Raw genomic sequence first — 12,066 nt, forward strand, 5'->3', positions numbered from 1 at the left:
ATCCCGCGATCCCGAAGCGCAAGCCGGGAAAAAAGCCCGGAAAAAAACCGGTGAAAATGAAACGGCCGCCCCCGGGGCGGCCGTTTCGCTGTCATGGCGCCCGGGTCGCCTAGCATTGCCCCAGCATCCAGCGCCGCGATGTCGGCGGCGCCGTTTTCTTGCACATCACGCAGCCGCAATTGGGCAGGTGGCCGCGTTTGACCACCTTGGGCGCGCCCGAGCTGGTCTCGGCGCGGGCCTCGGCCCGGCGCAGCGCGCTGGACAGGCGGCTGACCTGTGGCAGCGCCGGCAGCACCGCGCTGGCCCGCCCGCATTCGGGGCAGGCCAGTCCGGCGCGGCTGGCCTCATAGCTGGCCAGGTCGCTGAACAGGCCATGATCGGGGCAATGAAAGTCATAGACCGGCATGGTCGTCGTTCCTTTCGTTCAGGTGATGCCGTCAAGCAGCAGGAAACCGGGCAGCCAGCCGGTCACGATCCCCGAGATCAGCGTGACCCAGGCCGTCTGACGCAGGATCGGCCGGCCTTGCGCCAGAAGCAGGAAATACATGAACCACAGCACACCCCAGATCAGCCAGTTGAGCGCCAGCCAGATCTCGAACGCGCCGCCCGCCATGGCCAGCGCGCGCAGAAAGACCGGCACGGTGGTGATGGCAACGAACAGGCTGAACCAGCCCAGCCCGCGCCCGTCGACCGCGACCAGCCGGTTATGCGCGACCCAGAAATAGGTCGTGCTGAACATCAGCGTCAGGGCCGCGGCGCGCACGCTGTCGGGCGAGGCATCGGCGCCAAAGGCACCCTTGACCACGACCGCGCCCGCGACCAGCCCCGAGACGACATTGATGACGACGATCTCGCGATCCTCGATCTTTCCCATCAGCCACAGCCCGTTCAGAAACAGGACCGCGCCCACATAAAACAGCAGAAATCCCAGAAGCATGGTATCGACCTCCCTCGGGTTGCCGCGCCCTGATCGGGGCGCGACAGCGGTCCCGACCTAGCTGGTTTTCGCCACCGACACCTCGGGCACGGACCGTTTCGGGCCGTCGGCATTGGGCCGGATGTCGAAATCGAAGATCGCCGTCGGAATCGCCAGCGTGGCGCAAACGTTCGGAATGTCGACGATGCCGGCGATGCGCCCCTCGACCGGGGCGGTGCCCAGGATCATATAGGCCTGTTCGCCCGAATAGCCGAATTTTTTTAGATATTCTATGGCGTTAAGACAGGCGCGCCGATAGGCGACATGGGCGTCGAGGTAATATTGCTCGCCCGTATGTTCATCGACGGAAATGCCTTCGAAGATCAGGTAATCGTCGAAATGCGGATCGATGGGCGAGGGGCGGAAAATCGGGTTGATGACGCCGTATTTCGCCATGCCGCCCTTGATGATCTCGACCTTGATCTCGATCCAGCCGGCCATCTCGATGGCGCCGCAAAAGGTGATCTCGCCATCGCCCTGGCTGAAATGGATGTCGCCCATCGAAAGGCCGCCGCCTTTGACATAGACCGGGAAATAGACCTTGGACCCGCGCGACAGGTTCTTGATGTCGCAATTGCCGCCATGTTCGCGCGGCGGCACTGTGCGCCATGCCTCGGCGGCGGCGGTCTGGGCGGCGGGGCCTTTCATCTCGCCCATCAGTGCGGTGCCGGCGAAAGGCGGCGCGGCCAGCGGCGGCACCCGGTCGGGATCGGTCGCGATCAGCGCCGCCTCGCGGCGGTTCGCCTCGGCCAGCAGCTTGGCGTCGGGCAGACAGCCGATCAGGCCGGGATGGATCAGCCCCGGATAACGCACGCCCGGAATATGGCGCGAGGTGGTATAGATCCCCTCGAAATCCCAGATCGACTTGGTCGCCTTGGGATAATGCTCGGTCAGAAAGCCGCCGCCGTTTTCCTTGGCGAACAGGCCGTTGAAGCCCCATTTCGAAGCGGGCAGCGCGCCGATGTCCAGAATGTCGACGACCAGCAGATCGCCCGGCTCGGCGCCCTCGAACCCAAAGGGGCCGGACAGGTAATGCACCCTCGTCAGATCGACATCGCGAATGTCGTTGGCGCTGTCATTGTTGCCGATCTGGCCCCCCGTCCAGTCATAGCATTCGACGCGCAGCACCTCGCCGGGCTTGAAGGTCTCGACCATCGGAATGTCGGGATGCCAGCGGTTATGGGGCTTTTGCGCGGCCTCCTCGGGGGCCTTGTTCAGGTCAACCTTGAAGACGGTGTTCGACATTTTCTCCTCCCACATTCGGGCGGGCGGCGACCGGCGCGCCCGTTTCCCGGGGATCATCCTGCGCGCGCCGTGTAATCGGTGTTCATGCGCCAGAGGGGCGGTTTCGTAATTTTGTGTAACCGGGCCACGCATTTTTCCGCCTTTTGCCGGCAATGGGTTACAGTTCACAGCGCCGGAAAACGGCGCTAGGCTGTCCAGCACCAGCCGCAGGGGAGGGGGGCGCGCAGACGCATGCGCGCCGCAAAGCCGGTAGGGGAAAATGAACGAAACCAGCAGCATCGAACCGCCCGATACGGCGGGGCGGTCAGGCGGCGCCTATCTGGGGCTGGAACCCCAGCCGCGCAGCTATCAGTCCTGGGTCGCAGACGAGACCATCGAGGATTACGCGCTGCGCTATGCCCCCGCCAGTTACCGGCGCTGGAGCCCGGCGACCATCACCCATACCGCGCTGGGCGGTATCTCGTTTCTGGCGCTTGAGGCGATCGGGGCGGCGCTGACGCTGTCCTGGGGGGTGCAGACGACGGTGGTGGCGGTGCTGATCGCGTCGGTCTTCATCTTTGTGACCAGCCTGCCGATCGCCTATCACGTCGCGCGCGCGAATGTGGACATGGATCTTTTGACGCGGGGGGCGGGGTTTGGCTATATTGGCTCGGCCATCACCTCGCTGATCTATGCGACCTATACGATCATCTTCTTTGCGCTCGAAGGGGTGATCATCGCGCAGGCGCTTCTGGTTGCGTTCGGCCTGCCATTGCCGGCGGGCTATCTGCTTTCGGCGATGGTGATCCTGCCGGTCGCGTCGCGGGGGATGACCGCGATTTCGCGGTTTCAACTGGTGACCCAGCTGCCTTGGATCGTGCTGGGGCTTTTGCCGTTCGCGGCGATTGCCTGGCGGGCGCCCGACGCGCTGGGCCAATGGCTGGCCGCGCCGGGGCCGGCGCCGGGGCTTTTGTCGCTGGGCGCGGCCATCGGGGTTCTTTGCGCGCTGACGGTGCAGATCGGCGAACAGGTCGATTACCTGCGCTTTCTGCCGCCGCGCGAAACCACCACGCGGGCGCGGTGGTGGGGGGCCTTGATCCTGGCCGGGCCGGGCTGGATCCTGATCGGCGGCACCAAGATCCTGATGGGCAGTTTCCTGGCCTGGCTGGCGATCCGCGCCGGTATGACCCCCGATATGGCGGTCGAGCCGATCGGCATGTTCCGCCACGCCTATGAATATCTTTTCGCGCCCGCCGCCGCGCTTTTGGTGGCGACGGTCTATGTGCTGATCGCGCAGATCAAGATCAACGTGACCAATGCCTATGCCGGCTCGCTGGCGGAATCGAATTTCTTCATGCGCGTCACCCGTTATCACCCCGGGCGGCTGATCTGGTTGTCATGGCATATCGCGGTCAGCTGCGCGCTGATGCTGATGGGGGTGTTTTCCACGCTTGAGGCGGTGCTGGCGATCTATGCCAATCTTGCGCTGGCCTGGCTGGGGGCGATCTTTGCCGATCTGGCGATCCTCAAGCCGCTGGGCCTGAGCCCGGCGCGGATCGAATTCCGCCGCGCCTATCTGCCGGATTTCAATCCGGTCGGCTGTGGCAGCATGGCGATTGGCGGGCTGACGGGGCTGATGCTTTATGCCGGGCTGGGCGGGCCGATCCTTCAGGCGTGGTCGGCGCCCATCGCTTTTGCGCTGTCGCTTTGCGCGTCCTGTGTGATCGGGATGTGGCGGCGCGGCGCCGGCTATCTGGCGCGGGTGCCGCATGTCTTTACCCGCCGCAGCCGCTGCGACTGTGCGATTTGTAGCCATGGCTATGAAACCCGCGACATGGCCTATTGCACCTTTTACGAGCGCCCGATCTGTTCGCTCTGTTGCAGCCTTGAGCCGCATTGCCGCGATTACTGCAAGCGGGCGCCGGCGCTGTCCGATGATGCGCCCGCGCCCGCCGCCGGCCCGGTTCAGCTGACCCGGGTGCCGCCCCGGCTTTGGCATCGGGTCTGGCAGATTGCGACGGTGTTCGGGGTTCTGATGGCGCTTTTGGGGGGCGCGTGGCTGGGCTTGCGGGACATGGCGGGCCGGCTGGGCGATCCCGGGCTGGGCACGGCGGTGTTTCTGGGCGCCGCGCCGCTGGTGGCGCTTTTGGCGTCATGGGCGGTGATGGCCAATGAACGCCGCCGCCTGACCGAAGAGGATCTGCTGGGCGCGCTGCGCCAGCTGGGTTCGGCGCAGCGCGAACTGGCCGTGCGCCAGCGCCTGGCCGCCGTGGGCGAGGTGGCCGCCACGATCAGCCATGAATTGCGCAACCCCCTTGGCACGATCTCAAGCTCGGTCGAGGTATTGTCCCGCAATCCCGGCCTTGGCGCCGATGCCGAAGAGGACGTGCTGCGCATCCGCCGCAGCATCGGCCGGTGCAGCCGGATCATCGATATCCTGTTGGATTTCGCGCGGCAGGGGGCGCATGAAACCGTGCCGGTCGATCTGCGCGCATGGCTGGCGGCGCTCATCGCGGAACATCCCTCGGGCGGGCTGGTCCGTTTGCAGGTGCCGTCGGGGATGCGGCTGCGCTGCGATCCCTCGCGGCTGCAATTCGCGATCCGCAACCTGATCGAGAACGCGGCCCATGCCGCCGAGGCCGCGCCCGGCCGCCGCCCCGATGTCGAGCTGCGCGCCTTTCACGATGCCGGCTTCACCATCATCGAGGTCGCCGATAACGGCACCGGCCTGCCGCCTGAGATGCGCGCCCGCGTCTTTGACCCGCTGGTCACGACCAAGGCCTCGGGGGTGGGGCTGGGTCTGACGCTGGTGCGGCGGGTGGCGCAGATGCATGGCGGCGATGCCTGGGTCGCGCGCACCGGCCCCCTGGGCACCGCCATGCGGCTGAGCATCGCGCAAACGCCATGATGGATGTGCCGAACCTTTCTGCCGCGCCCGATTCCACGGTGCGGCGGCTGTTGATCGTCGATGACGATGTGGATTTCGCGGTCTCGACCTCGCGGGCGCTGGGGCTTGCGGGGGTGGATTGCACGCTGGTCCATAGCGGGGCCGGGGCCTTGGATCAGCTGGCGCGCGACCCGGTCGAGGTGGTGCTTCTCGACATCCGTCTTGGGGGTGAGGACGGGACCGATCTTGCGGCCCGGCTGCGGGCGCGGCACCCGGATCTGATCGTGATCATCATGACCGCCTATGCCTCGGTCGACAGCGCGGTCGCGGCGCTCAAGGCCGGGGCCTATGATTATCTGCGCAAGCCGTTCTTTCTGGACGAGCTGGTGCAGGCGCTGGACCGTTGTTTCCAACTGGCTCAGCTGCGCCGCGACAAGGCCCGCGCCGAGCGCCAGCTTGCGCTTTTGCACCAGATCGAGGCGGCATCACAGCTTGCGGCGGGATTGTCGCATGATTTCAAGAATATGCTGGCGGTGATCGGGGCCAATCTGATGGTGATCGATGACGGGTTGCATGCGCACGACGTGCTCAAGCCCTATGCGACGGATGCGCGCGAGGCGGCGCTGACCGCCGCGGATCTGGTGGCGCGGCTGATGGGGTTCGCGCGCGGCGAAGGGCCGCCCGGCGCGGTGATCGACCTTGGCGCGGTGGTGGGCAATGTGGCGGCGATGCTGACGCGGACGCTGTGCCAGGGCATGGCGCTGGATCTGGACCTGCCGGCCGCGCCCTTGCTGGTGCCCGCCGATCCGCGTCAGGTGGAAACCGCGTTGCTGAACCTGTTGATCAATGCCCGCGATGCGACCGGCGGGCGGGGCCGGGTCGCGATCCGGCTTTCGCGGGTCTGGCGCGGTGGTCCCTATGCCCGGCTTGAGGTCGTGGATGACGGTCCCGGCCTGACCCCCGAGGGGCTGGAACGCGCGCTTGAGCCGCTATTCACCACCAAGCCCGAGGGCACCGGGCTGGGCCTGCCGATGATCCAGCAGATGGCCCTGCGCCATGGTGGCCGGTTCCGTATCGGCAATGCCGGTGGCGGTGACGCGATGGGTGGCGATGGCGCGCGCGGCGCGCGGGCGGTGCTGGATCTGCCTTGTCTGGGGGGCGATGAGGCCCCCGATCCGGGACTTGATCAGGGGTCGGGCGAAAACATGTAGCCGATGCCCCGGATGGTGCGGATGCGGTGATATTCGGGGCCCATGTCGCCGATCTTGCGGCGGATCTTGCCGATCATCACATCGACCGAACGGTCATAGGGCGACCATGTCCGGTTGACCGTCAGATCCATCAGCTGATCGCGGCTGAGGATGCGTCCCGGCCGTTGTGCCAGCACGCTGAGCAGGTTGAATTCCTGTGTCGTCAGGCTGCGGATGCGGTTCTGGGCGTCGTGCAATTGCCGCGTCGCCAGATCCAGCTGCCATTCGCCAAAACGCAGCCGCCCGGCACGCGGCGGGGTCGGCCCTGTGGCGTCGGCGCCGGGGTCGGCGGGCCTTGTGCCGGCGGGTGCCGGGATGCGGCGCAGGATGGCGCGGATGCGGGCCAGCAATTCGCGCGGTTCAAAGGGTTTGACCATGAAATCATCCGCTCCGATTTCCAGCCCGACAATGCGGTCCAGCGCCTCTTGCCGGGCGGACAGGAACAGGATGCCCATGCCGTCATCCCCCCGCAATTCGCGGGCCAGCGCATAGCCATCCTCGCGCCCGGGCAGGTTGACGTCCAGAACCACCATGTCAAAGCGCCTCCCCGCCAGCGCGGCGCGCATTTCGGCACCGTCATGGGCGGTCTGAACCGTGTAACCCTGTTCGGTGAAATAGCGGCTGAGAAAGCTGCTGAGCTTGCGGTCATCCTCGACGAACAGAAGGCGCGGCGACATGGCCGCGTGGCTGGCATCCTGTGGCTGCGGGGCCCGCTGGGCCGTCATGGCGAATGTCCCGATCAAGATATGGCCGGCTCTGCCCGGCTTTCGGGCGCGATCCGCCACCACGATAGCGGCGGCGCCCCCGTCCGCATAGTCCCGCGCGCCGGGATTTCACCAAGCGTTGATTCGGGACTTTGATCCCGGTCGGGCATTGCACAGCGGGCGTCACCGGGATAATAGAAATGTAATAACATAACATATACCGAGGACCCCATGCCCGACGCCAGTCCCCCCGCGCAGGACAAGCGCCTTCCCGTCACCGTGCTTTCCGGCTTTCTTGGCGCCGGCAAGACCACGCTTCTGAACCATGTGCTGAACAATCGCGAAGGGCGCCGTGTCGCGGTCATCGTCAATGACATGTCAGAGGTGAATATCGACGCCGATCTGGTCCGCGACGGGGCCGAGCTGAACCGGGCCGAGGAAAAGCTGGTCGAAATGAGCAATGGCTGCATCTGCTGCACGTTGCGCGACGACCTGTTGCAAGGGGTGCGCAAGCTGGCCGAAGAGGGGCGCTTTGACTATCTGCTGATCGAGGGGACCGGCATTGCCGAGCCGATGCCCGTTGCCGCGACCTTTGAATTCCGCGACGAGAATGGCGACAGCCTGGCCGATATCGCCCGGCTCGACACCATGGTGACGGTGGTCGATGCGGTGAACCTGACCCGCGACTTTTCCAGCCATGATTTCATCGCCGACCGTGGCGAAAGCATGGGCGAGGGGGACGACCGCACGCTGGTCAACCTGTTGACCGATCAGATCGAATTTGCCGATGTCGTGGTCTTGAACAAGATCACCGAGGCCGGCCCCGAACGGCTGGATCAGGCGCGCAAGATCGTGCGCGCGCTCAACCCCGAGGCCCGGCTGATCGAGACCGACTTTTCGCGCGTGCCAGCCAATGAGATATTCGACACCGGGCTGTTCGATTTCGACCGCGCGCATCTGAACCCGATGTGGGCCAAAGAGCTTTACGGTTTCGCCGACCACATCCCCGAGACCGAGGAATATGGCATCACCTCATTCGTCTATCGCGCGCGGCGGCCGTTTCATCCGCAACGCATCCATGCGGTGCTGAACGGCGATCTGCCGGGCGTGATCCGGGCCAAGGGGCATTTCTGGATCGCCAGCCGCCCCAACTGGGCGGCCGAGTTCAGCCTTGCGGGCGCGATCTCGACGGTGGTGCCGCTGGGCGGTTGGTGGGCGTCGGTGCCCCGCGAACGCTGGCCCGAGCATCCCGACGCGCTTGCGGAAATGAAACGCAACTGGTCCGAGCCCTGGGGCGACCGGCGTCAGGAGCTGGTCTTTATCGGCAGCGGCATGGATTGGGCCGCCATCACCGAACGGCTGGACGCGGCGCTGGTCGACACGCAGGATTTCCGTCCCTCGGACTGGAAAGCGCTGCCCGATCCGTTCCCGCAATGGGGCCAGCGCCGCACGGCCTGATCCCTGCCGATGTCGGGCAATCTGGCAAGCACGCTGGCGCGGCGCGGCAGGGGCCGGCCGATGGATCGCTATGACCGGCTGCCGGCGGAACTGCGCCGCTGGCTGGCCGGGGCGGCCCTGCCCTGGAGTGCGGGTTCCGCGCTGCGGCTGTGGCGGCGGCTGGACCGCGAAACCGGCGGCGATGTGGCGCGGATGCTGCGCCGGCTGGAACTGGCGGAACGCCGGATGCTGGCGCGCGACTGCCCGCGCATCTGGGGGGCGGCCTATCCGCTGGATGCGCCACCCCGCCGCGACAGGGGCGATTGACAGCCGGGGCGCGGCTTTGCATTCTGGCATTTCACCAGGGGTGTCCCGACAAGGGGCTGAGATTCTGCTGGGCCGTCAGGCAGCGCAGGGGACCCGATGAACCTGATCCAGTTCATACTGGCGTAGGGACGGTGCGGATGCCCATGCGGCGGGCCGGTTGCGGCCATGCCTTCGGGGTATTCTCCTTTCCCGTCAGTGCTGGGTCTCCAACGCTTGCAAAGCCAGGAGCCTGACATGACATCCGATCCGACGACGACGATCCCCGCCCCGACCAATCCGACACCCCCGGCCCAGCCGGTTCTGACCGTGACCACCGGCGCGCTGCCGGCCTCGGCCAAGGTGCATGTTGCGGGGGTGATCCATCCCGATATCCGCGTGCCGATGCGCGAAATCGCCCTGCATCCCAGCGCGGGCGAGCCGCCCCTGCGGGTCTATGACGCCTCGGGGCCCTATACCGATCCGGGGGCGGCGATTGCCATCGAACGCGGCCTGCCGCGCCTGCGCGAAAGCTGGGTCGCGGCGCGCGGCGATACCGAAAGCTATGCCGGGCGCGAGGTCCGCCCCGAGGATAACGGCTTTGCCGCCGACGACCGGCTGACCCCGGAATTCACCACCTGCCACCGGCCGCGGCGCGCCCGGGACGGCCGCGCGGTGACCCAGCTGGCCTATGCCCGCGCCGGCATCGTCACCCCGGAAATGGAATTCATCGCCATCCGTGAAAATCTGGCCCGCCAACAGGCCGCCGAGACCGCGCCACGCCGGGACGGCGACAGTTTCGGCGCCGCGATCCCGGCCCATGTCACCCCCGAATTCGTCCGCGACGAGGTGGCGCGCGGCCGCGCCATCATCCCCGCCAACATCAACCACCCCGAGGCCGAGCCGATGATCATCGGCCGCAATTTTCTGGTCAAGATCAACGCCAATATCGGCAATTCCGCCGTCACCTCGTCCATGGCCGAAGAAGTGGAAAAGATGGTCTGGGCGATCCGCTGGGGCGCCGACACGGTGATGGACCTGTCCACCGGGCGCAATATCCACAATATCCGCGAATGGATCATCCGCAATTCGCCGGTCCCCATCGGCACCGTGCCGCTGTATCAGGCGCTGGAAAAGGTCGGCGGCATCGCCGAGGACCTGTCCTGGCAGGTGTTTCGCGACACGCTGATCGAACAGGCCGAACAGGGCGTCGATTATTTCACCATCCATGCCGGGCTGCGGTTGCACCACATCCCGCTGACCGTGGACCGGGTGACGGGGATCGTGTCGCGCGGCGGCTCGATCATGGCGAAATGGTGCCTGCACCATCACCGCGAAAGCTTTCTTTACGAACATTTCCCCGAGATCTGCGAAATCATGCGCGCCTATGACGTGTCCTTCAGCCTGGGCGACGGGCTGCGCCCCGGCTCGATCGCCGATGCCAATGACGCGGCGCAATTCGCCGAGCTGGAAACCCTGGGCGAACTGACCCGGATCGCATGGGATCACGATTGCCAGGTGATGATCGAGGGACCGGGTCATGTGCCCATGCACAAGATCCGCGAAAACATGGACAAGCAGCTGGAAATCTGCGCCGAGGCGCCCTTTTATACGCTGGGGCCGCTGACCACCGATATCGCGCCGGGCTATGACCACATCACCAGCGGCATCGGCGCGGCGATGATCGGTTGGTTCGGGACAGCGATGCTGTGCTATGTCACGCCCAAGGAGCATCTGGGCCTGCCCGACCGCGACGATGTGAAAACCGGGGTCATCACCTACAAGATCGCCGCCCATGCCGCCGATCTGGCCAAGGGGCACCCGGCCGCGCAGCTGCGCGACGATGCGCTGTCGCGCGCGCGGTTCGAATTCCGCTGGGAGGATCAGTTCAACCTGTCGCTGGACCCCGACACGGCGCGGGCCTTTCACGATCAGACCCTGCCGAAAGAGGCGCATAAGCTGGCGCATTTCTGTTCGATGTGCGGGCCGAAATTCTGTTCGATGCGGATATCGCACGAGATCCGCGCCGATGCCCGCCAACAGGGCATGGCCGATATGGCCCGCAAATATCGCGAGGGCGGCGATCTTTACATGCCCGCCCTACAGGACGGCTGATCGGGGCCGGTTGGGGCGGGCGGTGCATTGCGCCGCCCGCCTGCGCGGGCCGCCTATCCGAACAGATGCAGGATCAGCGGCGCGATGATCGCGGTCAGCACCGCGTTCAGCCCCATGCCGATGCCGGCAAAGGCGCCGGCGGTTTCATTGACCTGAAATGCGCGGGCGGTGCCGATCCCATGCGCGGCCACGCCCAGCGAAAACCCCCGCGCCCGCCAGTCCCGGATGCCAAGCGCGTTCAGCAAGGGCGTCGCGATGATGGCGCCGAACACCCCCGTCAACAGCACCAGAACGGCGGCGATGGTCGGCTCGCCCCCCAGCCGTTCGGCGATGCCGATCGCGACCGGCGCCGTGGTCGATTTCGGCGCCATGCTTGCCATCATCACCTGCGGCAGGCCGAATGCCCGCGCGATCAGCAGGACCGACACCACCGCCGTCACCGACCCCGCCAGCAATGCGGCGATCAGCGGCAGCGCCGCCTGTCGCACCCGGCGCAGATTGTCATAAAGCGGCATCCCCAGCGCGACGGTCGCCGGTCCAAGCATGAAATGGACGAATTTCGCGCCCTCGAAATAGGTCTGATAGCTGGTGCCGGTGATCCACAGCAGCACGGCCAGAATGATCACCGCAACCAGCACCGGATTGGCCCAGCTTTGCCGGCCCATGCGCTGGAAAAAGCTGGCGCCCAGCCAATAGGCGATCAGCGTCGCGGTCAGCCACAAAAGCGGCTCGCGGGTCAGATAGCTCCAGATCAGGGCGGGATCGGTCATTCGCCGGGCTCGCTGTTCTGACCGGTCCAGCGCGCCACGATCTTGAAGACCAGCGCCCCCGCCGCGATGGCCAGCGCGGTCGACACGGTCAGCGCGACGGCAATGGCCAGCCCCTCTTGCCGGAACTGTTGCAGATGCGCGACCACGCCGACCCCCGCAGGCACGAAAAACAGCGACAGATTGCCCAGAATGGTCGATGTGACCGGCCGCAGCATCTGGGCCAGCGACGGCCGCAGCGCGCAGCCCGCGACCAGCAAGAGCAGCCCCAGCACCGGCCCGGGCAGCGGCAGGCCAAGGCCGCGGGTCACGACCTCACCGATCAGTTGCAGCGACAAAAGGACACAAAGCGCAGGAATCATGCCGGTCAGGTTATCACCGCGATGTTCTTGTGTTGATCCCC

General features: G+C 66.1%; 11 protein-coding genes and 1 riboswitch. Of the genes, 5 read left to right on the forward strand and 6 right to left on the reverse strand.

The window, feature by feature from the left end:
• Window positions 1-109: 109 nt before the first annotated feature.
• Genes ACFOMH_RS05940 through fmdA form a run of 3 tightly spaced genes read right to left on the reverse strand, consistent with a single transcriptional unit; the run spans window position 110 to window position 2,221 of the window.
• Window positions 110-406, reverse strand: a complete 297-nt coding sequence (locus ACFOMH_RS05940) for a zinc ribbon domain-containing protein (protein WP_377743245.1) — start codon at window positions 404-406, stop codon at window positions 110-112.
• 18 nt (window positions 407-424) lie between these two features.
• Entirely contained in the window at window positions 425-937 is a 513-nt protein-coding gene (locus ACFOMH_RS05945) for an AmiS/UreI family transporter (protein ID WP_374423560.1), read from the reverse strand.
• A gap of 57 nt (window positions 938-994) precedes the next feature.
• Window positions 995-2,221: a formamidase gene (fmdA, locus tag ACFOMH_RS05950; protein WP_377743247.1), complete on the reverse strand. Its 1,227-nt coding sequence runs from the start codon at window positions 2,219-2,221 to the stop codon at window positions 995-997.
• Between the two features lie 259 nt (window positions 2,222-2,480).
• Between fmdA and ACFOMH_RS05955 the strand changes: the two genes are divergently transcribed.
• Window positions 2,481-5,108, forward strand: coding sequence for an ATP-binding protein (locus ACFOMH_RS05955; RefSeq protein WP_374423557.1), 2,628 nt, complete (start codon window positions 2,481-2,483; stop codon window positions 5,106-5,108).
• 5 nt (window positions 5,109-5,113) lie between these two features.
• Complete coding sequence (locus ACFOMH_RS05960) at window positions 5,114-6,298, forward strand: sensor histidine kinase (protein ID WP_377743249.1); 1,185 nt, start codon at window positions 5,114-5,116, stop codon at window positions 6,296-6,298.
• Here ACFOMH_RS05960 and ACFOMH_RS05965 read toward each other — a convergent pair.
• Window positions 6,274-7,062, reverse strand: coding sequence for a response regulator (locus ACFOMH_RS05965; protein WP_377743251.1), 789 nt, complete (start codon window positions 7,060-7,062; stop codon window positions 6,274-6,276). The two genes, ACFOMH_RS05960 and ACFOMH_RS05965, sit on opposite strands and share 25 nt — an antisense overlap.
• Window positions 7,063-7,272: 210 nt before the next feature.
• Between ACFOMH_RS05965 and ACFOMH_RS05970 the strand changes: the two genes are divergently transcribed.
• The 3 genes from ACFOMH_RS05970 to thiC all read left to right on the forward strand — a co-directional run bounded on the left by ACFOMH_RS05970 (window position 7,273) and on the right by thiC (window position 10,896).
• On the forward strand, window positions 7,273-8,499 hold the full coding sequence (locus tag ACFOMH_RS05970; protein WP_377743252.1) for a GTP-binding protein: 1,227 nt from the start codon (window positions 7,273-7,275) through the stop codon (window positions 8,497-8,499).
• 9 nt (window positions 8,500-8,508) lie between these two features.
• Window positions 8,509-8,805 carry a DUF6525 family protein gene (locus ACFOMH_RS05975; RefSeq protein WP_374423549.1) on the forward strand — a complete coding sequence of 99 codons (297 nt, stop codon included), beginning with the start codon at window positions 8,509-8,511 and terminating at the stop codon, window positions 8,803-8,805.
• 26 nt (window positions 8,806-8,831) lie between these two features.
• Window positions 8,832-8,952, forward strand: a riboswitch (TPP riboswitch).
• Window positions 8,953-9,039: 87 nt separating this feature from the next.
• Window positions 9,040-10,896: a phosphomethylpyrimidine synthase ThiC gene (thiC, locus tag ACFOMH_RS05980; protein ID WP_377743254.1), complete on the forward strand. Its 1,857-nt coding sequence runs from the start codon at window positions 9,040-9,042 to the stop codon at window positions 10,894-10,896.
• A gap of 53 nt (window positions 10,897-10,949) precedes the next feature.
• Here thiC and ACFOMH_RS05985 read toward each other — a convergent pair whose 3' ends face one another.
• Both ACFOMH_RS05985 and ACFOMH_RS05990 read right to left on the reverse strand, forming a co-directional pair.
• Window positions 10,950-11,666 carry an LrgB family protein gene (locus ACFOMH_RS05985; RefSeq protein WP_374423545.1) on the reverse strand — a complete coding sequence of 239 codons (717 nt, stop codon included), beginning with the start codon at window positions 11,664-11,666 and terminating at the stop codon, window positions 10,950-10,952.
• Window positions 11,663-12,025: a CidA/LrgA family protein gene (locus ACFOMH_RS05990; RefSeq protein ID WP_377743256.1), complete on the reverse strand. Its 363-nt coding sequence runs from the start codon at window positions 12,023-12,025 to the stop codon at window positions 11,663-11,665. The genes ACFOMH_RS05985 and ACFOMH_RS05990 overlap by 4 nt, the downstream gene beginning before the upstream one ends.
• Between the last annotated feature and the right edge of the window lie 41 nt (window positions 12,026-12,066).

Source organism: Paracoccus mangrovi, from assembly GCF_042648425.1.
GTDB lineage: Bacteria > Pseudomonadota > Alphaproteobacteria > Rhodobacterales > Rhodobacteraceae > Paracoccus > Paracoccus mangrovi.

Bases quoted from the DNA above. Each gene is read 5' to 3' on its own strand.
- ACFOMH_RS05940 (WP_377743245.1), bottom strand. From the start codon at position 406: ATGCCGGTCTATGACTTTCATTGCCCCGATCATGGCCTGTTCAGCGAC.
- ACFOMH_RS05945 (WP_374423560.1), bottom strand. From the start codon at position 937: ATGCTTCTGGGATTTCTGCTGTTTTATGTGGGCGCGGTCCTGTTTCTG.
- fmdA (WP_377743247.1), bottom strand. From the start codon at position 2,221: ATGTCGAACACCGTCTTCAAGGTTGACCTGAACAAGGCCCCCGAGGAG.
- ACFOMH_RS05955 (WP_374423557.1), top strand. From the start codon at position 2,481: ATGAACGAAACCAGCAGCATCGAACCGCCCGATACGGCGGGGCGGTCA.
- ACFOMH_RS05965 (WP_377743251.1), bottom strand. From the start codon at position 7,062: ATGACGGCCCAGCGGGCCCCGCAGCCACAGGATGCCAGCCACGCGGCC.
- ACFOMH_RS05970 (WP_377743252.1), top strand. From the start codon at position 7,273: ATGCCCGACGCCAGTCCCCCCGCGCAGGACAAGCGCCTTCCCGTCACC.
- ACFOMH_RS05975 (WP_374423549.1), top strand. From the start codon at position 8,509: ATGTCGGGCAATCTGGCAAGCACGCTGGCGCGGCGCGGCAGGGGCCGG.
- thiC (WP_377743254.1), top strand. From the start codon at position 9,040: ATGACATCCGATCCGACGACGACGATCCCCGCCCCGACCAATCCGACA.
- ACFOMH_RS05985 (WP_374423545.1), bottom strand. From the start codon at position 11,666: ATGACCGATCCCGCCCTGATCTGGAGCTATCTGACCCGCGAGCCGCTT.
- ACFOMH_RS05990 (WP_377743256.1), bottom strand. From the start codon at position 12,025: ATGATTCCTGCGCTTTGTGTCCTTTTGTCGCTGCAACTGATCGGTGAG.